This window comes from Bartonella sp. DGB2, from assembly GCF_046843095.1.
In the GTDB taxonomy this organism is placed as follows: domain Bacteria; phylum Pseudomonadota; class Alphaproteobacteria; order Rhizobiales; family Rhizobiaceae; genus Bartonella.
On sequence record NZ_CP177326.1, the window covers coordinates 141,294 to 165,656 of the forward strand.

27 protein-coding genes and 1 pseudogene are annotated in these 24,363 nt (G+C 45.1%); 12 read left to right on the plus strand and 16 right to left on the minus strand.

Features of this window, described 5'->3' with window-relative positions:
* Window positions 1–7: 7 nt before the first annotated feature.
* The 11 genes and pseudogenes from ACK28X_RS07710 to ACK28X_RS07760 form a co-directional block, all read right to left on the minus strand.
* Window positions 8–334 carry a GIY-YIG nuclease family protein gene (locus ACK28X_RS07710; protein ID WP_412057737.1) on the minus strand — a complete coding sequence of 109 codons (327 nt, stop codon included), beginning with the start codon at window positions 332–334 and terminating at the stop codon, window positions 8–10.
* Window positions 316–2,199, minus strand: coding sequence for a DNA polymerase (locus ACK28X_RS07715; RefSeq protein ID WP_412058451.1), 1,884 nt, complete (start codon window positions 2,197–2,199; stop codon window positions 316–318). Before ACK28X_RS07715 ends, ACK28X_RS07710 begins: the two co-directional genes overlap by 19 nt.
* A gap of 8 nt (window positions 2,200–2,207) precedes the next feature.
* On the minus strand, window positions 2,208–3,818 hold the full coding sequence (locus ACK28X_RS07720; protein WP_412058452.1) for a DnaB-like helicase C-terminal domain-containing protein: 1,611 nt from the start codon (window positions 3,816–3,818) through the stop codon (window positions 2,208–2,210).
* A gap of 84 nt (window positions 3,819–3,902) precedes the next feature.
* On the minus strand, window positions 3,903–4,142 hold the full coding sequence (locus ACK28X_RS07725; RefSeq protein WP_412058453.1) for a helix-turn-helix domain-containing protein: 240 nt from the start codon (window positions 4,140–4,142) through the stop codon (window positions 3,903–3,905).
* A 7-nt stretch (window positions 4,143–4,149) separates the two neighbouring features.
* Window positions 4,150–4,620 (minus strand): hypothetical protein, encoded by a 471-nt coding sequence (locus ACK28X_RS07730; protein ID WP_412058454.1) that lies wholly within the window; start codon window positions 4,618–4,620, stop codon window positions 4,150–4,152.
* Window positions 4,589–5,323, minus strand: coding sequence for a hypothetical protein (locus ACK28X_RS07735; protein ID WP_412058455.1), 735 nt, complete (start codon window positions 5,321–5,323; stop codon window positions 4,589–4,591). The genes ACK28X_RS07730 and ACK28X_RS07735 overlap by 32 nt, the downstream gene beginning before the upstream one ends.
* 11 nt (window positions 5,324–5,334) lie before the next feature.
* A complete protein-coding gene (locus ACK28X_RS07740; protein ID WP_412058456.1) occupies window positions 5,335–5,592 on the minus strand; it encodes a hypothetical protein in 258 nt (85 codons plus the stop codon).
* Window positions 5,589–5,762 (minus strand): hypothetical protein, encoded by a 174-nt coding sequence (locus ACK28X_RS07745; protein WP_412058457.1) that lies wholly within the window; start codon window positions 5,760–5,762, stop codon window positions 5,589–5,591. Before ACK28X_RS07745 ends, ACK28X_RS07740 begins: the two co-directional genes overlap by 4 nt.
* 42 nt (window positions 5,763–5,804) lie before the next feature.
* Entirely contained in the window at window positions 5,805–8,246 is a 2,442-nt protein-coding gene (locus ACK28X_RS07750; protein ID WP_412058458.1) for a DNA-directed RNA polymerase, read from the minus strand.
* 194 nt (window positions 8,247–8,440) lie between these two features.
* A pseudogene (gene rlmJ / locus ACK28X_RS07755) lies at window positions 8,441–8,998 on the minus strand (23S rRNA (adenine(2030)-N(6))-methyltransferase RlmJ); the annotation flags it as partial.
* 45 nt (window positions 8,999–9,043) lie between these two features.
* Window positions 9,044–9,754, minus strand: a complete 711-nt coding sequence (locus ACK28X_RS07760; protein ID WP_412058459.1) for a L,D-transpeptidase — start codon at window positions 9,752–9,754, stop codon at window positions 9,044–9,046.
* A 166-nt stretch (window positions 9,755–9,920) separates the two neighbouring features.
* Between ACK28X_RS07760 and nagZ the strand changes: the two genes are divergently transcribed.
* From nagZ to ACK28X_RS07795, 7 genes are all read left to right on the plus strand, one after another.
* Window positions 9,921–10,928 (plus strand): beta-N-acetylhexosaminidase, encoded by a 1,008-nt coding sequence (nagZ, locus tag ACK28X_RS07765; protein WP_412058460.1) that lies wholly within the window; start codon window positions 9,921–9,923, stop codon window positions 10,926–10,928.
* Between the two features lie 202 nt (window positions 10,929–11,130).
* The gene (locus tag ACK28X_RS07770) at window positions 11,131–11,466 is read left to right on the plus strand and encodes a twin-arginine translocase TatA/TatE family subunit (protein ID WP_412058461.1); all 336 of its coding nucleotides are present in this window, start codon (window positions 11,131–11,133) and stop codon (window positions 11,464–11,466) included.
* A 119-nt stretch (window positions 11,467–11,585) separates the two neighbouring features.
* On the plus strand, window positions 11,586–12,050 hold the full coding sequence (gene tatB / locus ACK28X_RS07775; RefSeq protein ID WP_412058462.1) for a Sec-independent protein translocase protein TatB: 465 nt from the start codon (window positions 11,586–11,588) through the stop codon (window positions 12,048–12,050).
* Window positions 12,051–12,062: 12 nt separating this feature from the next.
* Window positions 12,063–12,860: a twin-arginine translocase subunit TatC gene (gene tatC, locus ACK28X_RS07780; protein WP_412058463.1), complete on the plus strand. Its 798-nt coding sequence runs from the start codon at window positions 12,063–12,065 to the stop codon at window positions 12,858–12,860.
* Between the two features lie 73 nt (window positions 12,861–12,933).
* Window positions 12,934–14,241: a serine--tRNA ligase gene (gene serS / locus ACK28X_RS07785; protein ID WP_412058464.1), complete on the plus strand. Its 1,308-nt coding sequence runs from the start codon at window positions 12,934–12,936 to the stop codon at window positions 14,239–14,241.
* A 105-nt stretch (window positions 14,242–14,346) separates the two neighbouring features.
* Window positions 14,347–15,003, plus strand: coding sequence for a protein-L-isoaspartate(D-aspartate) O-methyltransferase (locus tag ACK28X_RS07790; protein ID WP_412058506.1), 657 nt, complete (start codon window positions 14,347–14,349; stop codon window positions 15,001–15,003).
* A gap of 160 nt (window positions 15,004–15,163) precedes the next feature.
* Window positions 15,164–16,252 carry a peptidoglycan DD-metalloendopeptidase family protein gene (locus ACK28X_RS07795; RefSeq protein ID WP_412058465.1) on the plus strand — a complete coding sequence of 363 codons (1,089 nt, stop codon included), beginning with the start codon at window positions 15,164–15,166 and terminating at the stop codon, window positions 16,250–16,252.
* A 251-nt stretch (window positions 16,253–16,503) separates the two neighbouring features.
* Here ACK28X_RS07795 and ACK28X_RS07800 read toward each other — a convergent pair whose 3' ends face one another.
* Window positions 16,504–16,767, minus strand: coding sequence for a DUF815 domain-containing protein (locus ACK28X_RS07800; RefSeq protein WP_412058466.1), 264 nt, complete (start codon window positions 16,765–16,767; stop codon window positions 16,504–16,506).
* Window positions 16,680–16,898 (minus strand): hypothetical protein, encoded by a 219-nt coding sequence (locus ACK28X_RS07805; RefSeq protein WP_412058509.1) that lies wholly within the window; start codon window positions 16,896–16,898, stop codon window positions 16,680–16,682. Before ACK28X_RS07805 ends, ACK28X_RS07800 begins: the two co-directional genes overlap by 88 nt.
* Before the next feature lie 341 nt (window positions 16,899–17,239).
* Between ACK28X_RS07805 and yajC the strand changes: the two genes are divergently transcribed.
* The 3 genes from yajC to ACK28X_RS07820 all read left to right on the plus strand — a co-directional run bounded on the left by yajC (window position 17,240) and on the right by ACK28X_RS07820 (window position 18,983).
* A complete protein-coding gene (gene yajC, locus ACK28X_RS07810; RefSeq protein WP_412058467.1) occupies window positions 17,240–17,674 on the plus strand; it encodes a preprotein translocase subunit YajC in 435 nt (144 codons plus the stop codon).
* Window positions 17,675–17,739: 65 nt separating this feature from the next.
* Complete coding sequence (locus ACK28X_RS07815) at window positions 17,740–18,126, plus strand: Mth938-like domain-containing protein (protein ID WP_412058468.1); 387 nt, start codon at window positions 17,740–17,742, stop codon at window positions 18,124–18,126.
* Window positions 18,123–18,983: a phytoene/squalene synthase family protein gene (locus tag ACK28X_RS07820; protein WP_412058469.1), complete on the plus strand. Its 861-nt coding sequence runs from the start codon at window positions 18,123–18,125 to the stop codon at window positions 18,981–18,983. The genes ACK28X_RS07815 and ACK28X_RS07820 overlap by 4 nt, the downstream gene beginning before the upstream one ends.
* Here the strand turns inward: ACK28X_RS07820 and trpC are convergent.
* From trpC to ACK28X_RS07835, 3 genes are read right to left on the minus strand one after another with little or no spacing between them, the layout of a single operon-like run.
* Window positions 18,980–19,780: an indole-3-glycerol phosphate synthase TrpC gene (gene trpC / locus ACK28X_RS07825; RefSeq protein WP_412058470.1), complete on the minus strand. Its 801-nt coding sequence runs from the start codon at window positions 19,778–19,780 to the stop codon at window positions 18,980–18,982. The two genes, ACK28X_RS07820 and trpC, sit on opposite strands and share 4 nt — an antisense overlap.
* A complete protein-coding gene (trpD, locus tag ACK28X_RS07830; protein WP_412058471.1) occupies window positions 19,777–20,799 on the minus strand; it encodes an anthranilate phosphoribosyltransferase in 1,023 nt (340 codons plus the stop codon). Before trpD ends, trpC begins: the two co-directional genes overlap by 4 nt.
* A 44-nt stretch (window positions 20,800–20,843) precedes the next feature.
* Complete coding sequence (locus tag ACK28X_RS07835; protein ID WP_412058472.1) at window positions 20,844–22,733, minus strand: peptidyl-prolyl cis-trans isomerase; 1,890 nt, start codon at window positions 22,731–22,733, stop codon at window positions 20,844–20,846.
* Between the two features lie 137 nt (window positions 22,734–22,870).
* Between ACK28X_RS07835 and tpiA the strand changes: the two genes are divergently transcribed.
* Complete coding sequence (gene tpiA / locus ACK28X_RS07840) at window positions 22,871–23,677, plus strand: triose-phosphate isomerase (protein WP_412058507.1); 807 nt, start codon at window positions 22,871–22,873, stop codon at window positions 23,675–23,677.
* 72 nt (window positions 23,678–23,749) lie between these two features.
* On the plus strand, window positions 23,750–24,229 hold the full coding sequence (gene secG, locus ACK28X_RS07845; protein ID WP_412058473.1) for a preprotein translocase subunit SecG: 480 nt from the start codon (window positions 23,750–23,752) through the stop codon (window positions 24,227–24,229).
* Window positions 24,230–24,363 lie beyond the last annotated feature (134 nt).

Sequence of the window (24,363 nt, forward strand, 5' to 3'; positions counted from 1 at the left end):
TCTCTCCTTAAGCTAAGTGTTCCTCCTTGACTCTATCAATCAAAAGGCAAGCGTCGTCGGGGTGAAGGGCTAACCATTCGCCGCGGCGTTCACATTGCTTGAATGTTTGGAAAAAATGGCGTTCTGCCGCCCAAATATTCTGAAAGTAGCGATAATAATAAAGGAGGAAATCGCGGTATGGGCTTGCCGTTTGGTAAGAGCGGTAGCGCGATAAAAGATCGGTCGTGCGTCCTACCTTACTATAATACGGCCATGCTGGATTGGTCATGACATAAAGAAACCCGCCGCCCTTATTGCGCCGTAGATCTTTTTGTCTTAGTGCGTGTGCGCCCATGTCTCACCTGAAACGGCGTTACCCGCTAAGGGGCAAGCAAAGTTAAACGCTTCACCCGCCAAGCGTATAGAGTCGGGCGCCGCCTTCATAACAAAGGCAACGTGGTATGGACGTACATCAATTTGCCATTCATCATGGATATTGGCGCAAAACTCATAATCTTTACGTGGGATAAGTCCTGCTTGTTTAAGATTTTGATCTAAAATGACAAGGGCTTGTTTCATGAACAAAGCCCCTGCTGATTGGAGGAGTGTGTTCAAAGCGCCATGTTGAGAGCGTACCAAAAGGCGCCCGCCGTCAATGGCTTTTAAAAAGCCGCGTTTTTGTACACGCTCTTTGACTGCATTAACCAATTGACCTAAAGCGGGAAGTGCTACCAAAAAGGCGTTACGTGAGCTTTTGCCGCTTTGGGCAATCTTCTTATCAGAACCATTCGCCCCCATAATAAGGCCTAGTTTTAAATCCCCCGCTCCATAGATGAAAGCATAAAACCACGTTTTAGCAATATCGCGCCCTGATGCCTCTCTACTCTCAACCTTATAGAGGGCTTTTGGGTCAAGCCCTAAAGCGCGGGCATTGACCGAATGCATATCTGTGCCTTTAGCTTTATCTCCTGATAGCACCGTTTGGATATACGCGCCCTCATCATAGCGCGCCATATAGCCCGCTAAACACCTTAACTCCAAGGCGTCAGCATCACAACCAACCAGCACAAAGCCTTCTGTTGCCCTAAAGAGCGCGCGGCATTCCTTGCCAAACGCTGAGACGCTATTTGGAACTTGCGCCATATTAGGGTTTTGGTGGGTCATACGCCGTGTTACTGCGCCTAATGTATTGACGCGGCCATGAATACGTCCTTTTTGTTCAAGTTTTAACCATGCTTGGTTTCCTTCGTATAATTGACCAATACGTTTGGATAACATCATATAACGCGCTAATTGCTTGACTTGCGGCCAAGGCAATTTAGCCAAGATCGTTTCGTCCAATTGCGGTTTACCCGAAGGGGTAAAGGCTTTTGGTTTCCAGCCAAACAATTTCTGTAGACGATTGGCAATATGATGTGTGGAGTTTGGATTGAAGTGTAAGTATTTTATCTTTTGATATGTGACTCCTTCTGCAATGAGTTGTCCTTTAAAACGGCGGGTTTGTTTGGCAACTTTGGGTACGCCGTCGGGCTCTATCCACATGCCAAAAGTTTTCTGCAAGTCTTCGTTAAGTGCCTCGCGCTCGCTTATAAGTTCAAGATAGAATTGTTGGGCGCGCGCCTTATCAAAGGCAAACCCCCATTGAGTTTGACGCGCTAAGATTTTGGCTACTTGCATTTCTAAGTCTATGGCCTTCTCACACCCCTTACTCTTTTCTAACAAGTGCTTATAAAGAACGTGGGTGAGTGCAACATCTTGTTCACAATAAAGGCGCATCTCTTCGCTATAGGCCGCCCAAGGGTCAAGGCCTTTGGCTTGCATCACTTGTGCATAATCGCCCTTATAGTTACCAAAACGATAGCCGAAAGCCTCTAGACTATAGCGGCCAAGAAGGGTCGAAGGCAAACGCCCCTTTTTGATAAGATTATGATCTATATCGCTAATTTGCGGCCAAATAAGACGCGCAAAGACTAAGGTATCAATAAGCACGCCTTTTGTTTCAAACTTTGGATAGAGCTTTTGAATGACGGGAAGATCAAAGCCGATAATATTATGGCCAATAAGGCGTTCTGCTTGGCTTAAGAGCGCGATACCTTGCTCCATAGTCTCTTGTGTAAAAGAAGATATTTGCCCTGTTTTAAGATCCTTAATAACAAGGCAATGTATTTTACTCACCAAAGGCAAAAGGCCGTCGGTTTCAATATCAAAGATAAGTTCCATATAAGCTCCTAAAAAGGAGTCAAGGCCTCCTCTTGTTCTAATGTTGGTGAGAAAATGTTTGGTGCATCCTGCAAGCGCCCTGTCTCGGGCGTATAAACCAAGTGACCCGCTAGGCCTGTGTCGCCGGTGCGGCGGTTTTTGAGAACACGTAAAGTGGTGCGGTTCTTGTCTTGTGCTTGCGTATTGCGCTCTAGGCCAATGACATAATCTGAATAATTAGCAATGGTTGATGAGCCGCGTAAATGAGATATAGAAACCCCTGCGCCGTCTTCATGGCCTTTATCGCCGCTAATACGTTTTAAATGAGAGACCAAAAGAAGACCTATGTTCAGTTCCTTAGCTAGTTTTTTTAAGCTAGACATGACGTGATCTATAAGACGGCGCTCGTCACTTTCTCTTGAACTAGAAGTCAAAAATGATAAGTGATCAAGGATAATAAATTGACACTCACACCCTGCCGCCATATAGCGAATTTTGTCGATAATCGTATCAAGATCAGTAACGCCGAAATGGTCATAAAAACCAAGACGCCCCGTACGTACGGTCGCTTCAAGGCCTTTGGTTTTTTCTTCTTCGCTAAGACTGTTCCACATAAGGTGAGCGGGCTTATCAATAGCTAGACCAGCCATACCACGCATAGTGCGTTTCACACTCTCTTCAAGCATGAGCATACCTACTTTATGACCTAACTTTAGAAAATGATAAGCACATTCACGTACCAAAGTGGATTTGCCAATGCCTGTACCAGCGGTGAACGTCCACAACTCCCCAAGTTGTATCCCTTGAGTCTTTTCCATTAAGCCTTCATAGGGAAGTTCAAAGCCTATATCATCGTCAGGTTCGTCATTATGACTCTCTGCTTCCTCAAAAGAAACGTCGTTAGGACGATAGGGTTTTGCCCCGAAAATGGCGTCGACCACTTCGCTATGGCGCTTGGCTTTGAGCATCTCGCTTGCATCTTTGAGCGGCAAGCGCGCAACCCGTAACTTACCTGCCGGAAACTGGAGTGTAGAACATTGACTAGCCGCCCGTAGCCCTGCCTCGTCATTATCAAACATCAATACGACTTCTTCAAAGCGATTAAGCCATTCAAAGGATTTTTGTAGAGCCCGTTTAGCCCCTGCCGCCCCCGTTGGAAGAGAGACAACCGGCCATTTATGATTTTGGATTTGCGAAACCGAAAGCGCGTCAAGTTCGCCTTCCGTGATCACCACCCGCTTACCTCCGTCCCGCCATAAATGTTGCCCATAAAGGCCAACGGCTTTGGCGTCACCTAAGAATTTAAAGCTCTTGTCGTCAAAGCGTAGCTTTTGGGCAATAGGGCGCCCCATATCATCGCAATAATGAGCAATATGTACGTGCTTGTTTTGATAGGTTGATATGGTGTAGCGCCATTTCTCGCATGTCTCTTTTGTTAAACCCCTTGAAGGAATAAACTTAGCCTCGCCCATAGCGCAAAGGCCTATATAAGGACTGGGTGCGCTTACGCCTTTTGCTTTTTCGTAATATTGACACCCAAAGCAATAGCCGTGACCGTCATCATAACGCGCTAGATTATCCTTAGAGCCGCATTGTGGGCATGGTTCGTGATTGAGAAATTCTGCATCTAAAGACTCCATACATAGCTCCAAAATAAGGTGGACTCATATAAGAATATCAGTCCAGTAATGGTAATAAGGGTGATGAAAGTGGTTAGCTTTGGGTCAAACATTGGCTTTGACCTGTTCTAATTGATAGCGTTTGTACCTTTGGCCGGTGATATCCTCACGCCAATAGGCCTTAATAGGATAGCCAAGAACGCGTAGTTCACTGATCCTTTTTGGTAAAGCACGACAACGAAAGAGTGCTTGGGCTTCCACGTTGGATATGGACTTACCGCTTTGGAGTACGTCCAAAATACATTCACACATGGTTTTCCCATTGATCGCTTGATAACGACTCATGAATACCTCACAAAGTAAGCGTGGATGATTTGATGCTGGAAAGGGCATTGAGACGGTGTGGACAAGGGGGCTCTAAGAGCCAATCTTTGGGAATACAACGAACGCTATAGAGAAAGCCATGTTGTTCACACCACTTGCCATAAGTGGTCGGGGAACCTTTGGACAATTTTGTTTTAGCGTTTGAGAAGACAAACCGAATATCAAGAGCGCTATGTTCGCTTTTAATGTATTTATGCTTTTGGCGATCAGCGGTGATAAAGCGCCCCTTTGTCTCTATGATAATGCCATTGGGCAAGATAAAGTCGGGCGTATAGTGACGCAATTTGCTTGGCGGTGTATAGGGAATTTTTAGGCTCTCATAAGCCCCGTCAATTCCTAGACGCTTCAATTGTTGCGCTACAAGTTCTTCAAGCCCCGAACGATATCCTGCCCTTATGCCCCTTGCTCTAGAAGTCCGCGGCTGCGTCGCAAGCATCATCAGCGCTACTGTTTTGACTCTGATCAAAAGGCGCTGTGTCCTCGTCCTCGCCCGCAAAGCAATACCCTTCGTCATTACCACTAAAGCCGTAAGACTGAGCATTTTGGCCGCCCTCGCGATTGACAAGCTCTATAATTTGTACAGCGTTCAAGCGCGCGGTTAGCCCATATGTTCCGGAAGAGGCAACCAAATAAGGAAGATAATCAGCGTTAATAATCGCTTGACTTCCGCTCCAAATTTCTAGTTTCTTATCAATCCTTTTAGGGGGTTTAGAGGCGTCAAAGAGTGGCGGGGGTGACGATTGCCAAGTTTTGGCGTCTTTACCTACGCCGCTTGCTTTCTTCTTGAAACGGAATTCAATCTCACCTAATGGCTCTTCTGTTGTATCATCGTAGAGCTCTGAATAAGGGGCTTGTGCCTTAAGGCCGCCGCCTCGCTCAATATCTTTGCGGGTTTTTACCGGTAACTGCTCTAATTGCTCTTCTGCCCATTGTTTGGCTTGCTCCATGAAGGCATCTAGCTTTTCTATAAAGGCTTGCGTCGTTGGGGCTTGTGCCTTTAAAATAAGCCGTGTGTTGTAAGAGCCTTCTTTATTGGGAAAGGCTTGTGTACCATAGTCCACCTCGGTAAGGTGGGGGTATTTTAAAAGGCCTTTTGGTGTGTTGAGTCTAAGACGCGGCCTATCTTGTGTGGTGTTTGCCATGAGTAAAGTTCCTAAAATTCGAATTGCATGTAATTGTGAAGAGCGCGCAAAGCCGGTGCCTGTTCAGCTTCTTTGGAATAAAGAATGTTATTAGCTACGGTGAACACATCGCCAACCTCTATTCTCTTCTTGCGGCAATAGCTTAGAAGGGTAATTGCAAAGGCCACTGCTTGGATTTCTTTTGAAGATGTATCAGTTTCTTTGAGTTGCTTAAGGCTTGCTTGTCCGACAGTTTGGGGCGATAGAGAGTGTAAAAGATCACGGTTCATTTTGACTTCTTTCCAATAAGCTTTTGTGAAAGCGCAATGTTGATGAGAATTTTACGAAGACGTGAGAATTGTTTTTGGGTTAAGTCTCTGCGAACAAAGGTTCTACCCTCAACGATAATGTCGTCATGCAGGGCGCCAAAGTGGAGCGTAAATAAATGTTTTGAGTGCATCAGAATATCTTTCTTTCTTCCGTAAGGGTACCCTAATTAAAATTAAGCAAAAAAGTAGGGACTTTGGGCAATCGCCTTAAGCTCTAGACCGCCTATAAACGGGGGCTCTGCTACCTCGTCTTGACGTTCTATAGGAATGACTTCCCGCTTGAAGTTGGTTAAGATGTCTTGACCTTGATAGAGCTTTATAAAGGCTTGACGCAAAAGGCGTGCCAATTGCGGGGCATGTGCCGCGTGAGTGCCGTAACTATCATGCACCATAGCGAAAGCCTCTATCCCCGCCTTGACAGCCTCATCGACTGTGAAGAAGAGCGCGCTAGCGTCTAAGGAATGAACAAAGTTAGGCGCTACACCGTTGACATGACGCGTTTTGTCAAGCTCGTTTGGAATTTCTTCATACACCTTTGGTCGATATGCCGTACCAAAAAGCGCTGTCTTTATCCTGTGGAGTTCAAATTTTGGGTAATATTGATAGACGGGAAAGCCCGTAGGCGTTGTCCAGTGCACCGCTTGCCCGCCCTTGGCAACCATAGCGGCGATTGTGCGCAACCACGCCATAGCCAATCTAGCCGAAATAACAACATCATCTATCGCCTCCCAAATATACTTAGCTAATGGCTTGGTGATTTTACTAAGGCTATCATAGGTGAGATTACCACCATTGCGTGCTAACACCGCTTCATAAACGTACTTTTGACAAGCATCAAATGTACCGCCATAGGGTAAGATCATAACGGGGCGTTTCGTTAGACTTCGGTCAATACCAAAATCTAACCATTGTTGCGCTAAAGCCCGCTCCTCATCATTGCCGTTCTCTATAAGTTCCTTTAGACGTTCACGAGTTGATAAAGCTACACGTTCGTAAATGTCTTGTGGTTTTTGAGAGGGAACAAGGTTGACCGCTTCACCCGCTACGGGGTCGGCCAACATCGCGGCGTAATGCTGTAAACCATTGCATGAGCCGTCCATAGCAATAGGAAGACTACTATAGAATACCTCGCCCTTAGCCTTCGCCTCTACGCCCTTTGCCCATTCAAAACACCAAGCCAAAAAGCAAAAGGGGTTTTTAGCCTTTGTCCACCATAAGTCGTCTAATGGCTCCTTTGCTATTGCACATATACGCGCGCTATGCTCTTGCGCAAAGGCCAATCTCTGCTCAAAATCACTATCACCTGCGCCATAGCAATTAGCACCATGAATGGCTAACCAATCCCAAGCCTCTTGCTCTACAATAGCTTCACCCTTAGCAAAGGTGAGAAGGCCTTTAGCAAGATCTGTGCCTTGGGGCGATAGACCTGTTACAACTGAGTAGACACGACCGCGAAAGTCTAAATGATAGGGAAAGTAAATGGCTTCATAGGAGGTGAAGTCGCGTGCCGTTGTTAAGGTTTTAATGGTTAGAATACGACGACTCGCTAATACAAAGTTATAATCATAGACACGCGCCGCATCTTGTCGCCAAGCCTTACGACTGTCTTCGTTAGTGTCAATGTCATAAGGCTTTGGTGGTAAGGGAAAATCTTCGCTTGGAAGACCAGCCAAGCCGCTCCCTTGCTCATAGAGGTAAAGTGCGGCCTCTAGCACACGAGAGTTAACTTTCCATGGCGTTTGCTGTAGAGCATTGACCACACGATAGGTGAGCGAAAGATCAGCTTTTTTGAGTAAACGCTTATGAGCGCGGCTACGGGTGCGTACAAGGGATAAAGGATAGGCTAAAGCCTCTGTATGATAACCACCACCTTTGAGAGACGTCCAGTCTTTGGGTGGAATGACACAAGGCAAATAATGGGGGTGCATAATCTCGCATTGGGTATTGAGACTCGCTATCCATGTTAAAAAACGCTCGGTTGCCATAACAACACGATAGGTTTTTTTACGCCGCCGAACTTGACAAACCTCTAGAAAGCCCGTCGAAAAGCATAAAAGCTCTATGAGTTTAATTCCTACAAGACACTTTTCCGATTGTGTCCAGCATATAGCGTTCTGTTCTTCTTCTGTTTGATTATTACGCATAAGTCGGTTGAGTGCATTACGCCTATAAGCACCGTCCAAGCTTTCTTTGTTAAGATTTTTGAGTGCTAGATTAGCAATAGAGCTATGGTTTTGGGAAAAATGATAAAAACGTTCCTCAGCCTCTAGATACTCACCAATACGAATGGCAAGCTTAGGTAGCTCGCGCTCTTGCACAAAGCCGTCTAGCGTCGCCTTTAGGACAATATAAGCTAATTTGCTTGGCTCAAATTGTTTTAATTTGAGTGCCGTGGAATGTTTACGCCCTACCTTTTTGCGTTCAGTCTCTTTGATGAAATCAGTAATGGCTTTTGCTAAAGGTTCAACTCCTGATAGCAAAGCTGTACGAACACTTTTGCTCTCAGAGTCACGACCTTGGTCACACCATTTTTGATAAGTTGCTTGGAACTGTTCAGCCCCTAAGTCCCGCATTTTGGCTTCTATCTTGACTTGTTCGGCTACAAGATCAATCATTAAAACATCCTTTTTTGGTCACAACATAGGACACAACCAAAAAATCAATGACGACAAAGAAGGCCTTTATCGTCGTTAGGCTTTTTGACGTGACCAACGAATTTGAATAAGGAATTGCGGGGGCTAGAGCCCCGCTTTCCGGTTCAAGACCGAAGGCGTTTTTAAGAAATTAAAGGGGAAATTTAGGGGAAGGCCGAAGATATAATGCTATTTACAATTTGCGAAAATTCGTCTTTTTCTTCAAAAGGCGGATCAATTAAGATCATACCGCGTTTTTCTTTAGGAGGCAATTGCGATTTAAGCGCAAGCCAGCCATCAAGATGAAAGGTTTTGGTTTGGAAGTCGCCCGTGAAGTTTTGGGCAAGAATTTTATAGTCTGCGGGATGAAATTCAATGGCGCTTAACCGGTCTTGGCGCCTCAATAAGCGGCGCATAAGCCAAGGAGAACCGGGATAAAAGCGCAAGTCATCGGAGTTTTGGGACATTTCAATAACCACTTGATACCAGGACTTGAGCAAGGGGTGCTCGCAAATGGCTTCAGGGTTTGAAAGAAATCGGCCAATGCCATTTTTCCATTCAAGGGTTTTCTGAGCTTCTTCGCTTTGCAGGTCATAAAAGCCTATACCAGCATGGGTATCAATAACGCGAAAAGCTTGGGGTTTGCGTTTCAAATAATCAATAATGCGGGTGATTACGATATGTTTGAAAATATCGGCAAAATTGCCGGCGTGATAGACATGGCGATAATTCATAAGCGCTATGTACCATGTGATTATGTGGGTGCCAAGGGTTTCAGTTTATGGACTTTGTTCTTCCTTAAGGCTCAATCCATCGTGGACGATGATGACGGTATCGCCGACAGAAACGCGGTGGTAGAGATCAATAATATCTTGGTTAAGAAACCGAATACAACCAGAAGACACGCGGTGGCCTATAGACCATGCTTCAGGTGAGCCATGCAGGCGAAACAGGGTATCTCGTCCCTCGCGATAAAGATACAGTGCACGTGCGCCCAAGGGATTTTGTGAGCCAGGCGGCATGCCTTCTTTCAAGTCCCCATAGCGTTTTGGCTGAGTTTTGATCATATTGTCAGTGGGTGTCCAACTTGGCCACACAGCTTTACGACCGATGGTAGCTGATCCTTTAAAGTCATTGCGTGTGGTCTTTGCAATGCCAACGCCATAGCGGATAGCATGCCCATTAGGCAGAACAAAATAACAAAAATAATGTGCAAGGTCAATAATGATAGTTCCAGCGCGATAGCGTAATGGAAAGGCAATAGTCCGCCGCCAGAAGCGTGGTGATATGGTCTGTAGGTCAACCGCTGCTATAGGGAATTGCTCATCATAGACCGATCCATAAAGCGCTTGATAATACTCAGGAATAGGCGCACTAACAGGTTTACGGTAGTTTTTTGTGGTGGGTGTTACATCTATGGACTGCTTAGTTATACAAGCACTAAGAAGGCACGGAAAGGTTAAGAGCAAGCTACGGCGGGTAAGTGTCATCTATTGGCCTTTATGGGCATGGATAAAAGGTGTAAGGTATAGATAAAGCAGATACTCCATGCGGCAAGAGCAGGAGTAAAGAACAGCACTCTGGTGTGTTTTTCTTTGGTGTCTTAGAAGGTTAAAGAGGGATGTACAGAGGCATGGTGGTAATAAGGGGAGTGGTATGAAAGCAATGATAGTTGGTTTAAGTGGTTTTACCCTCACGCCACAAGAGAGAGCTTTTATCCTAATGCATAAGCCTTGGGGTTTTATTTTATTTGCTCGCAATATTAAAAATGCTACGCAAGTAAAAGCCTTGACCCGCGATTTAGCCGCTATTAGTGGACGTAGTATAGTGCCTATTTTTCTTGATCAAGAGGGCGGAAAAGTCCAACATTTGCGGCCACCTTTGGCTCCTGACTATCCTACTGCGGCACATCTTGGCCTTATTTACGGGGCTGACCACATAAAAGGACAAAAAGCTGCTTGGTTAATGTCGCGTCTGCATGCTTTTGATCTTCAGCGTTTAGGGATCAATGCTAATTGTTTGCCGCTTGTTGATGTGCCTGTTGCGGGGGCAGATGAGATTATCGGTTCGCGTGCTTATAGTGATGATCCGATGGTAGTTACGTCTATGGGGCGGGCGGCAGCAGAAGGGCTGATGGCTGGCGGTATTTTGCCTGTGATGAAGCATATACCAGGGCATGGGCGCGCTTTGTGTGATACGCATTTTGCTCTTGCTCGTGTGGAGGCTAGCCTTGCTGAGTTGTCAAAAACTGATTTTGTACCGTTTAAAGCTTTAAGCCATTTGCCCGTTGCTATGACCGCCCACATTGTTTATGAAGCCATTGATAAAACATGGCCAGCTACTCTATCACCAAAAGTGGTAAATGATATTATTCGAGGCGCTTTAGGTTTTGATGGGCTTTTGATATGTGATGATTTGTCCATGAAGGCTTTATCTGGTGCGTTAGCTGATTTAGCTAACGGAGCACTAGATGCTGGTTGCGATGTTGTGCTTCATTGTAATGGTTGCTTAGATGAGATGGTGCAGATTGCTGCTGTGGTTCCATTCCTTAAAGGCAAAGCTCTCCAGCGCGCCTATAATGCAGAAGGTTTTATAAGGACAGAGCTAGGAGATCAAAGTGATGAAGCGGCCTTGCGCGCAACATTTTGGCAACTTATGGAGTAAAGATTTTGGTTGGACACCCTTATATTATTTTCGTACTGCGTTATATAAATTAAGAAGCGATTTCCCTTTGTTAGCACTGGATGCTCTAGGAGGGGATGTTATCATTCTTTCAAATTAAGTTGTTCCATTTGAAAAATGATAGAAGTTTAGCTATGATGTGGTGCACGGCCATAAGTGATTGGCCATAACAAGAGAGATTACAATGGGAAATATACTTGCCCCCGTTCATTTGATTATAATTCTTTTAGTTGTGCTTGTGTTCTTTCGCAGCGGCCGGATTGCAGATTTTATGGGAGATTTAGCGAAGGGTATTAAGGCCTTCAAAACTGGTATGAAAGAGGAGCAAACGCCTGCACAAGGCGATGCTCCCTATGTCCCAGTAGATCCGCTTAGTAGCTTAGAGATGCAAGCGGAAGAGGTGGTGGAGAGCCCCTCTGTAAAAACGGGTTATAAATCCTCTATTATTAGTCAGGATACCAAAAAACGCAATACTATTAAGCCAACGAACGCAAAGACGACAAGAAATCCAAAAGTGTAAGGCGCAACATTGATTATAAAAAGGGTACCTAGTGCTCAGGGGGGATAATGGATAAAGAGACAAAACAGTGTAAGGGCTATTTTGCGTAATGGGCAGTGTACAACAGAGAAGCGCATGTGATGTTTGGCATTGACGGTCCTGAATTTCTTGTTATTCTTCTTGTGTTGATCGTGGTAGTTGGTCCAAAAGATTTGCCAAAAATGTTTCGAACAATTGGTAGGATCACAGCACAGATGCGCGGAACCGCCCAGGAATTTCGCCGCCAGTTTGATGAAGCGATGCGCGAGAGCGAGATTAATGAAATTCAGAAAAGCCTTGGTGAAGCAAATAGCCAAGTAAAAACCTTTGATCCCCGCAAAAATTTGGCAGAACTTTTAGAGCCATTGCGAGAGGCAGCAAGAGATGTGCGTACGGAATTTGATGCGCAAATTCTTATGCCTGATCAAAAGGTCAAGGAAGATCAAGAAAACAGCAGTGTGGATACCCCCCCTATAACAGATGAGCATACTGGCTCTGTTAATAAAAAGGACGTAGAGGTATCTCATGCGCCAAATAAAGCCAAAAAAGGCACACTTTCAAAGTAGGAAGAATAAAACGTGAACGGGGAAAAAGACGAAACAGAGCTTGGAATAGCGCCGCTTTTGGAGCATTTAATCGAATTACGACAAAGAATTATAGCAGCATTGCTTGCCTTTGCTCTTGCCTTCTTTATTTGCTTTTTTGCCAAAGATTATATTTTAAACTTTCTCTTGTGGCCTTATCAGTGGGCTATGAAAATATCGGGCGGAATGCCTGACCAAATACGCCTTCAGTCCACACAAGTGTGGGAAACTTTTCTTACCAAGGTGAAGTTGGCAGCCTTTGGTGCTGTGATTTTATCTTTTCCTTATATGGCGTTTCAGCTTTATAGTTTCATTGCTCCCGGTCTTTATAAAAATGAACGACACGCTTTTTTGCCTTTTCTTATTGGCGCTCCTGTGCTGTTTTTATTGGGGGGCGCGTTTGTCTACGGTCTCGTCGCGCCGATGATTCTATGGTTCAGCCTTTCGCAACAATTTTTGCCGGATTCGCACCTCAAGGTAGAGTTTATCGCGCGGATTTCCGAATATCTTAGTTTTATGACTTCCTTCATCTTGATTTTTGGACTGATTTTTCAGTTGCCCTTGGTCACAGGGCTTTTGGTAAAGGTACAGTTGTTGCGTCCTCAAACTTTAGTAGATAAACGTAAATGGGCAATTTTAGCTGCTACAATTATGGCTGCTGTAGTTACGCCTTCTGATCTTTTTACTATGTTTGCTGTAGCAATTCCTACCATTGCCCTTTATGAAGTTTCGATCCTCGTAGCTCTTTTTATTGAAAAGCGTAATAACAAGAAAGAGCGTCCTCCCTCTTGAAAAGGAGGAGCCGATTTGCATAATGTTTTGACATAATAGCCCCCGTAGTGCTTAGCAGGAGAGAAACCTATCAATGCTGGACATAAAATGGATAAGAGATCATCCTGAACAATTCGATGCCGCGATGGCTAAAAGAGGGGTTGAAGCTAAGGCCCAAGAAGTTTTGATGCTTGATCTTGCGCGCCGTCAACAGGTTGCTAAGATGCAAGAATTGCAAGAGCATCGCAACCTTATTTCCAAAGAAATTGGCAAAGCAATGGCTGCTGGCAATATGGCTAATATTGAGTCCCTAAAGGCTAAAATGGTTGTGATTAAGACTAGACTTACACAATCAGAAGCTGAAGAAAAAGCTTTAGGGCAGCAGTTGTATACATTGCTTTTAAGCCTGCCTAATATTGTACGCGATGATGTTCCTCTCGGTAAGGATGAAGATGATAATCTACTGGTACGCACTTATGGTACCTTGCCAGATTTTGATTTTTCTCCAAAAGAACACTTCAGTATTGGAGAAGCTTGGGATGTTGGGCACTTACGGCAGATGGATTTTGATCATGCTAGCCGTTTGTCAGGGGCGCGATTTGTAGTTTTATCGGGCGCTTTAGCGCGGCTTGAGCGAGCTTTGGGGCAATTTATGCTCAATTTACACGGAGAGGAACACGGTTATCAAGAAATTTCTGGTCCTATCCTAGTGCGGGATAGTGCTATGTACGGAACCGGACAATTACCAAAATTTGCTGAAGACTCTTTCAAGACGATTGATGGCCTCTGGCTCATTCCTACGGCAGAGGTTTCCCTTACCAATTTGGTGGCGGGTGAAGTGCTGGATGGGCGAGCGCTTCCCTTGCGTTTTATGTCACTTTCCCCTTGCTTTCGCTCAGAAGCGGGTTCAGCAGGGCGCGATACACGAGGTATGTTGCGACAACATCAGTTTTGGAAGGTGGAGCTTGTTTCAATTACCGATGAAGAAAATTCAGATGGTGAATTGGAGCGCTTAACCCGCTGTGCAGAAACCGTTTTGCAAAGGTTAGAACTTCCCTATCGGGTAATGGCTTTGTGTACCGGCGACATCACTTTTGGTTCGCGTAAGACCTATGATCTTGAGGTTTGGTTGCCGGGGCAGGGGCGTTATCGTGAAGTTTCTAGTTGTTCTACTTGTGGTGATTTCCAAGCCCGACGGATGAATGCGCGCTATCGGCGTCCTAATGACAAAAATTTGCGTTTTGTGCATACTTTAAATGGTTCAGGTACTGCCTTAGGCCGCTGTTTAATTGCTGTTCTTGAGAATTACCAGCAGGCCGACGGCTCTGTTATTATTCCTTCTGCTTTGCGCTCTTATATGGGCGGCAAAACTTGTATTACCTCTGCGGGTGAATTGGTATAATCACCTTAGAGAGAAGACTCCTACATTTTCTGCGTTCTATGATATCATGTCTTGGCAACCGCCTCCTAAGAATATTGTGGTTTACATAATGGATCCGCTATGAATATGGCTTCTACCACCCTCTCACAGCGGGAGGAACTTGCTCATTTAATGCTGCGTTTGCGTGCAAAGGGCTTGGATGATATGCGTATTTTCGCTGCCCTCGAACATATCCCGCGGCAAAATTTTGTGCCGAGGCATTTGGCTGAAAGCGCTTATGAAAATAAAATTATTCCTATTAGCTGTGGTGAATATATTGAACGGCTCGAAGAGCAGTTGATGATCCTTGCAGCCTTGAAGCTTGAAAAAAAACATCGCGTATTAGAAGTGGGTACTGGTTCAGGTTTTTGCACAGCACTTATCGCTTATTTAGCGGGGCGAGTCTTATCAGTTGAGCGTTATAAAACCCTTGCTGATAAGGCGCGTGAAAGATTCCGTGTATTAAAATTGGATAATATAGTGCTACGACAGACGGATGGCAGCCACATTGTGGCAGGCGCAGGGCCATTCGATCGTATTATTATTTGGCCTTCACGGCGTGATGACCCGCATGAATTTTTAGAAATTCTTTCAGGCAATGGCTTGCTGATACAAGCAATTGGTGCTGAAAACGGGCCACAAATAGTCGTGTGTTATAGTAAAATGGGAAGTCAAGTTGAACGAGCTGATATTTTAAAAGTGCGTTATCAGCCTTTTATTGAAGGCGTCGCGGCGGCTCTTTGAGTGCGCATTTTTTTGAATTTTTGGCGAAAAAAGTAGACTCTAGACAGCTTTCTTTTATGTATTTTTTTTGATAGAATCAATAATTTTAACCGCCCAGTAACTTCCCGTACTTAAAGATTAATATTGATAATTGCGAGATGCACAAGCTATGAGTGATAAAATGATAAAGAAAAGGCTTCAATCTTATTGGAGCGGCTCGGTGCTTTTAGCCGTAGTAGGGTTGATTGCTGGTTGTAGCGCGGATACGGATCGTTTTTCCGATGGTTTCTATGAAGATGCTATCAGACAATCTCCGGCTTCTGCTACCCGCCCAATTCAGCCCAATCCGCAGGCTGCTATCCAGCCTGCCTATGTCGTGAGTAGTGATTTAGATGCCCCAGTGGAGAGCGAATCTATTGCGCCGCGACGGGGGCCGCATGGTGAGATTTTGGGTGCGCCCCCGCGTAATCTAGGCACATTGTCGCGCGATATTGCATCTGCGCCCTTGCCGCGTTCCTCTGTGAATCCGTTAACCTCAACAAGCGTTGGAACATACACAGTTCGCGATGGAGATACGCTTTACAGCATTGGCCGCCGGTTTGGGGTAAGTGTTTCTGCTTTGCAAGCCGCAAATAGTTTAAGTGATAATCGCATTAGATCGGGTCAGGTATTGCTTTTGGGGACGAGAGCAATAGCGTCACCAACACACGCTGCTATGCCAAGAGCAGTAGAACCTTCTAAAGCGCCAGCGCAGGTAATAGCCAAGCCAAGCGCCCCGCCGCCTGCCCCTATTGTTCCACAAAAAGTCTCGCCCTCACAAAATAGTGAGACAACGCCTCCGCCTGCTTCTATTACTCAAAATATCCAGGTTCAAGCTCCACAATCCACGGGGATTGGCACTCTACGTTGGCCTGTCCAAGGGCGAATTTTAAGCCGCTTTGGCCAAAAGGAAGGCTCTACCAAGAATGATGGGCTTGATATCATGGCGCCAAAAGGCACATCGGTGCGGGCCGCGGAAAATGGTATTGTGATGTATGCAGGGGATGGCTTGAAGGAATTTGGTAATACCATTTTGATTCTGCACGAAAATAATCTTATCACAGTTTATGGCTATAATAGCAAAAATCTGGTGCAACCTAAGCAAAGGGTGCGGCGCGGGGAAGAGATTGCCAAATCAGGCGCCCCAAGTAATGGTGGCCCTCCACGTTTGCATTTTGAAGTGCGCCAAGGCACTACGCCAGTGGATCCTTTAGGATATCTAGAGCCTTAGCACGCGTTTTGCTATGTGTTAGTGGCGCTTGATTATTTAGTTCTGAGTGGGGCTGCAAGGTATTGGTTGCGTTGCCATGCAATGCAACGAGAGCAGAGATTGTGGCTGTCGCTCATTCTAATCCGCTGTGCGGCTAGCTTTGGGAGTGTTTAGTAGTTAAATACTGTATATAGGCAGCTATCATAGCTAGATAATCTCCTTGGCTACAGAAGGGATGCGGGCATCTAAGATGTAGCATAGAAGATCATGTTTTAAGGTCGTTCGTCAAAGCTGCTATCAATTGCTGCCCTAAGAGGTGTATAGCTTGTTATATTGTGATCAAATGAAAGATCATCATAAAATACTACAAAATGTGCCTTTTGATTTTTTAAGAAATCAATTAGAATTGGTAAGATTGCTAGATCTTCGTGATAAATTTCCACAAGTTTCAAGGGGTTGGGCAAGGTTCTATCTTGGCATAATGTAGCGTGAATAGTTTTAATAAGGGACGGTTTTCTATACCATTCGTGCCCCACAAGAGCGGATTATTGGCGAGGAGTTGCCAAGCAAAACGACGTGCATTTCCGCATAAAATATCCTGCATGCAATCACTGTCGTAGATAAGGTACAGATCAATTGCTGCTTGCGTATCGAATTGTTTTAGCAAGAGCGTTTAAGGTTGCCACAGGAAGTAAGATCCTTCGTCAATATTAAAGGGGGGCAGTACGGGACGGCACTAACTGTTCAAGAACGGCTATTAGCACGCTTCATTTTTTAATAAAGGGGTTTTGAGAGATCATGGTGGGTTGATAATAATGTTATTGTTTATGGTGTTTTACGGTTGCGTTCTTATGTTCAAGGTTTTAAGTCTTGGAACATGAAACCGGCCGCTTAGATGCAAACCATCCCTGCAATGAGTGTTTTTGCTATCGCAGGGATTCATCTAATATGTAAGGTGATGTGGATTTTTGTAAAGCGGGCCATGCCCGATAAATAAAGAGGAATTAAATGTTTATCAATAATGCTTATGCTCAAGCTGCTGTGAACGCTTCAGAAGGGGGTTCTTATCTTTATCAGATTCTGCCTTTTATAGCGATCGCCTTTATTATGTATTTTATGATCTTCCGTCCGCAACGCAACCAAATGAAACAACGGCAGGAAATGCTCAACGCTGTACGTCGTGGTGATAGTGTTGTAACCGGCGGGGGGGTGATTGGTCGTGTGACTAAAGTTTTGGGTGAAAGTGGTGAATTAGAGGTGGAAATTGCTGAAGGCGTTCGTATTCGTGTTCTTCGTTCTACCTTGGCTAATGTCCGAGTGAGGGGTGAGCCTATTGCCGATAACGCTATTAAAACAGAACAAAAGCCTAAAATAAATAAAAAGGAAAATAAAAAGAACCCTGAAGAAACCAGCGAAAAAAAGGATGAAGATCGCGCTTCTTAAGCACGGTTATATTCATGTGCTTTCGGCAGAGCGTGAATTTGTCTGTAGGAGGGTAGCAAAGTGCTATGGTAACAGGATTAGAAATGCGCGTTGCACATTTTCCAAGGCGCGCACCCATTGATGCTTATGGAAATGGTGGGTTTCGCTTTGCCGATATGTCGCATCGCGGTTCTATCCTTTGTTTACCTTCGGGGATTTATGGTATTGAGATGGCTTCACCGCTCCCCACTGAGCATGACCTTGCAAAGGTCTGGGAAGAGTCTGAGACTATAGAAATTTTACTAGTCGGCACGGGGAAGGAGCTTTTGCGTTTGCCTGGTGCTTTGCAGGAAAAGTTGCGCAACCGCTTCATATCCACTGATAGTATGAGCACGGGGGCGGCGGTGCGTACATTCAATGTTTTACTCGCAGAGGATAGAGCTGTTGCTGCTTTATTATTCGCCGTCATATGATGCACTCTGCTTCTTATTGCCTTAGCCATTTACGGGCTGTTGATTATGAGCGGTATTTAGCAACCCTCTATGCTCCTCCCTCTAAGCGTCCTCATTTGGCTGCACTTTTTGCGTTTAATGCTGAAATTGCTCGTATACGAGAAACTGTAAAAGACCCTCTTTTGGGGGAAATACGTTTACGCTGGTGGCGTGATGCTTTGGATAATAGCGAAGAGTTACAGACCGCTGCTCTCGGCCCCGTGCTACAAGCTTTGCGTGCCACAATCATAGAATTTGATCTGCCTAAAGAGGCTTTTTTACGCTATTGTGATGCCCGCCTTTTTGACCTTTATAATGACCCTATGCCTGATATGGTAGCCTTTGAGGCTTATTGTAGGGAAACGGCGTGTATGCTTTTACAATTAAGTTGTCAGATTCTTAATAAAGATGCTGCAAAGATTGCTGATGATGCTTGCGTCTACGGAGGATTTGCCCAAGCAATGGGTGGCTTATTGCGAATGTTGCCTATCACGCAAGCTCGCGCGCAAATTTATTTGCCCATGGATATCATAAAAGCGGCGGGGGCGGAAGCAGAAGATGTATTAGAAGGGCGCTTAAATAAAGGGCAAAAACGTCTAATCATTGAAGCTGCAACTGCTTTAGCGTGGGATTACTACCAGGCTTTATGTGTGCATTATAAAGCCGTTCCAAAGGTTTTGCTTTCAGCCTTTTTGCCTCTTGCGCTTATTCCGCATTCTTTGCGGCAAAGTGTGCGGCTTGGAGCAGAGAATTTTACAAAAGTGCCAACGTTTTCTTCCTTGCGTCGCTATAGCGCGATGGCAAAAATGGCATTGACCGGCCATTTGCCGAGCCTTTAATCTCTTTGTGGAGCTAAAAGTGCTTGGGTGGCGGCCGCCACATCGGTTTGGCGCATTAGGCTCTCACCGATCAAAAAGGTCTCTATTCCGACTTTGTGCAGGCGTTGCATATCGGCGTGGGTAAAGATGCCACTTTCTCCTACTAAAATTTTACCTTCAGGGATGCAGGGCGCTAAACGTTCACTATGGGCGAGATTAATGGAAAAATCATGCAAATTGCGGTTATTTATGCCGATAAGGGGGGAAGAAAGCTGCAAAGCGCGCACGACTTCTTGTTCATTATGGGTTTCAAGCAATACATCCATGCCTAAATCAAACGCTACCCTTTCAAGTTCTTGCGCACAAGTATCATCAACCGCGGCCAAGATAATTAAAATACAATCTGCACCCCAGTAGCGGGCTTCATAGACTTGGTATATATCGTAAAAAAAATCCTTGCGCAAAACAGGAAGGGTGCACGCAGCACGTGCGGCTTTTAAAAAGGGTAGGGCACCCTGAAAAGATGGGCCATCGGTCAGTACTGAGAGGCACGCTGCCCCCCCTGCTTCATAGGCCTTGGCCAGAGCAGGTGGATCAAAATTGGCTCGAATGAGCCCTTTTGAGGGGCTTGCTTTTTTAATCTCTGCAATAAGAGCAAATTGTCCTTCTTGCCTTTTCTGCTCAAGTGCCTTTATAAAATTACGTGGTGGTGGTACGGTGGCTAATTGTGCCTTTATGGTATCTAATGGCAGGACTTCTTTGGCTTTGGCAATTTCAGCATGCTTATATCGGCCTATTTTTTCTAAAATGTCACTCATATTGTGTCGCTTTGATGAGAGGTTTTGATAAGCTCTTCAAGACATGAACGGGCTTTGCCTTGGTCAATGACCGCGCGAGCCATGTCTACTCCATCCTTTAAAGTATGAACACGCCCAGCAATGAGCAGCGCTGCACTTGCATTTAAAAGGACGATATCGCGATAGGCCCCGTTTTTTCCTTCCAGTACCTCTAAGAGTGCGCGTGCATTATACTGGGCTTCACCTCCTTGTAGGGCGGAGAGAGTGGTGCGTTGCAATCCTACCGATTCGGGTGTGAGGGTGAATTGGCGTATATCCCCTTCTTCAAGGGCAACAACTTGCGTTTCCCCTGTGGTGGTAAGCTCATCCATTCCATCGCCGTGGACAATCCATAATGCTTCAGATCCTAAAACCTGTAAAACTTTGGCCATGGGGATAAGCCAATCGGGTGAAAAAACACCAATTAAATGTTTTTTCACTCCAGCGGGATTTGCAAGTGGCCCTAAGAGATTGAAAATTGTTCTTGTACCAAGCTCTAAACGAGGAGCCGCTACATGCCGCATAGCAGCATGGTGGTTGGGAGCAAAAATAAAGCCAAGCCCTACCTCTTGGATACAACGGGTAATCGTGGCAGAGGAGGCGTTAATATTTACTCCAAGCGCTTTTAAAGCATCAGCGGCGCCTGATTTTGAAGAAAGCGCGCGATTGCCGTGTTTTGCCACGGGTACGCCCGCTGCAGCTACTACAAAGGACGCGGCCGTTGAAACATTATAGGAGCCTGACCGATCTCCGCCTGTACCTACAATATCCATAGCGCCTTCTACCGCTTGAACGGGAAGCATTTTTTGTCTCATAGAACGCACAGCACCGGTTAGTTCATCTAGAGTTTCCCCCCGTGTGCGCAAAGCTAGCAAAAATCCACCTATTTGGGCGGGTGTTGTTTCCCCTCCCATAAGCAAGTTAAATGCGGCTTCGGCTTCGTGCACGCTCAGCGTTTCCCCGCTTGCCACTTTGTGAATAAAGGGTTTTAGATCGTGCATTTTATGTCCCTAGCTTCCGCTGTGTTGGTGATGAGCGCATTTGGTTACGGTGCGGCCATGATTCGGTTAAAATTGTCGTTGTCAATTGTAACGGGAGCTTCTTTGCTTATGAAGTTGATCATTTGTACCCGCAGATCTTCGCTAAGGGCGCTATCAATTTGTTTTTTCCATTGAGGAGAAAGCGCAAAGGTAGAGGCTGATTGAGGATGGTTGATTGCTCGTACAATAAAGAAAATACGACTGTTTTTATCTATTCCTTGTGCTACGTTTACCTTTCCTTCGCCTGTACTAAAGATAGCGTTGATAGCACTTGCATTGAGATTATCAGGTTTTACATCGCGTTTGAAAGGGGGCAGGATTTTCTTTGGTTCTAAGCGATATTGCGTAATAATTTGGTCTAGGTTGTTATCGTTTTTGGATAATTCAAGAATAGACTTTGTTACTTCATCTAGCTGTTTTGTTTTGGCTTCTTCATGCCACTGCGCTAATACTTTGTCTTTTACTTGCGCAAAGGGACGGTCGTGGGCTGGTGCTATATGATCAACTTGGTACCAAATGTAGCCGCCGCTGGGAATGGCAATCGGGTCAAGATCCATGTCTTCGCTTGCTTGAAAAACGCTATCAAGCAAAAGGTTTCGTTGTACAAGGTCAGCAACGGGCTCTCCTTGCGGCGAGATGCCCTGAGCGTCCACGGTGATAGTGCGCAGTGGCAAGTGATAAGTAGCTGATAATTCTTTCAAATTCACACCTTCGAAACGCGCATTTTCAATGGCGTCGTGGGTGGAGCGCAATTGTTTGAGCCCTATTTGCTGCGCCAAAGTTTGTTTGACAGCGCTAGCTACTTCTTTGTACGGTGTAGTATGGGCGGGAGCAATGTCGACAAGGCGCATAATAACTGGCCCTTGTAAACTATTGGTCACAGGGCTTATCTCTTTAAGTTTGAGAGAAAAGACAACAGTTCCGATTGATGAGGGCAGTTTATCTTGAGTCAATGATCCTGTGTTGATAGAGGCGAGGGTTTTCCCCTGTTCTTGAACAAGGTGGGGAAAATCATCACCATTCTTTAATTTTTGTGCTGCTGCATCGGCCTCAGCACGCGATGCAAAGTGTAAAATTTCAACGGTACGCTTTTCTGGGGTTTGGTAGCGGGTAAGATTGCTCGTATAATAGGCTTTGGCAGTTTCTTCTGAAATATCTTCAGGCTTGACCAATGCCTCCGGTGTTAGTGTCATAAGAGTGGCTTGGCGATACTCGGGGGCGCGGAACATTTGTTTATGACTTTCAAACCAGCTTTCTAAGGTTTTTGGGTCTGGTTCGCCGATGGGAGGTAAGTTTTGCGTGCTTAAGGTCACATAATCAATGGCGCGGGTTTCGTTTTGATAGGCAGAAAGAGCTATATAAAACGTGTCCGACATTTTTACATTGCCAAGCGTTGCTAATAATAATTGGGTGCGTTTTTCTTTTTGGGCGTAATACTGGATGTATTCATTTTCGTTAATGTTTAATTGTTGTAAATAGGCTAAAAATTGATTGCGATCAAAAACACCGTTTTGCATAAATAGCTGATTTTTTCCAATGGAGCGGGCAATTTGATCTTTTGAAACGCCGATTTTCATACGCCGTGCCTCTTCATCAAGGGCAATATTTTGTTGCAATTGGTAAATAGTGAATTGTGGCAATTGATAGCGCTGTGCTTCTCCATTACTTAACATACGACCAAGGCCAGAGGCCAAAGACATGCGGACTAGTTGTTCACCATAAGCAACGCGATAATCATTAACCGTTACTGAGGATTTTCCAGCGGTTAGAAGGTCATTACTATGCGTTTGCCGTAATTCAGGGATTCCCCATAAAAGCGCAAAACATAAAAGCAGAATGGTCAAAAAAACCTTTGCAATCCAAGAATTGGCAGCATTACGTATGGTATCAAGCATCGCTGTGTCCTATTTTACTATTTATAGTCCTTTCATAGGCTGTGTATAAGCGACATTCAAGAGGTAAGGCGAAGCACTTGCTTTGTGTTGGCAATTTGATAGGAAGAGCTAACGCCTATAAACAAGCGAGGTAAATGATGACTCCTTCTATTCGGCCTTTAGTGGCAGGAAACTGGAAAATGAATGGAACACGCAATGCATTGGGGGAGCTGCGTGCTATTGCTGCAGGTATTCATTCTGATCTTGCTTATTTACTTGATGCTCTTATTTGCGTGCCTGCTACTTTGCTCTATGCTGCGCGTGAAGCTTTAGATGGGGAGAAATTGTTATTAGGTGGACAAGATTGTCACTCATTTGCTTCCGGTTCCTATACGGGTGACATTTCAGCAGCTATGTTAAAGGACGTGGGAGCGCATTATGTGATTCTAGGTCATTCAGAACGCCGTCAAGCTTATCATGAAAGTAATGAATTGATTGGTAGGAAAATGCAGGCTGCCTGGAAAGCGGGCCTTTGTGTTATTCTGTGCGTAGGCGAATCATTGGCGGAACGTGAAGCGGGAAAAACTCTTACCCTTATTGCGAAGCAATTGGATGATTCGATTGCTCAGGCTCAACAAGAAAAAAATACTGAAAATATGACGCCCCATAACCTTATTATTGCTTATGAGCCGCTTTGGGCCATCGGTACGGGGCAGGCGGCGAATCTTGGGGCGGTAAGCGAAGTACATGATTTTATGCGTATTTATTTAGAACAACGTTATGGGACAATAGCTAGGACAATTCGGTTGCTTTATGGCGGCTCGGTTAAGTCTGACAATGCATTGGGTCTTTTGGGGCTTTCTAATGTGGATGGAGCTTTGGTTGGAGGTGCAAGCTTGCTTGCGGAAGATTTTCTCGCTATTTGTGATGTTTATAGGAAGATAACGCATAAAATTATTCCTTAAAATAGCGGTTTTTCCTTGGATTATGTGCTATTTCCGTGTAAATAGCCGCGAACACTTATAAAGAGCAGGCTTATGCAAACAGTATTAATCGCCATACATCTTTTAATCGTTATCGCCCTTGTGGGCGTCATTTTGATCCAAAGGTCAGAGGGCGGCGGCCTTGGCGTGGGCGGAGGGGCAGGCTTTATGACAGCCCGTGGTAGTAAAAACGCTCTCACCCGTTTAACGGCGCTTTTGGCAGTGGGCTTCTTTATTACTTCCATTACTCTAGGAGTTATGGGAACGATTTCCAACCCTGTTTCCGATATTTTAAACCGTATCCCTGCAGGCCAGAAAGAGGTTGCGCCCTCTCTTATTGAGCAATTGGGCGATTCGAAGACCCCGGATGAAGGCGTAAATACCGTACCTCCTTCAAATCCTATCCCTGGCGCGGTAAATCCTATTCCTAATTCAGATTCAGGATCAGTGAGCGCACCCGTTGATGTGGGTGTGGATAAAGCACCGCAAAATCCTGTTCCACTTGCTCCAAGTCCTACCTCTACAGTACAATAGATAAGTGCTTTGTATAAAAAGCACGCTCCTTAGCGCGTTTTTTATTGTGGGATATCCATTTTGGGGACAAAAGTGAAAATCGTGAGATTAATTGATGATGGAAACATTTTTTGCTGGTCGAATCGGCGGAAATC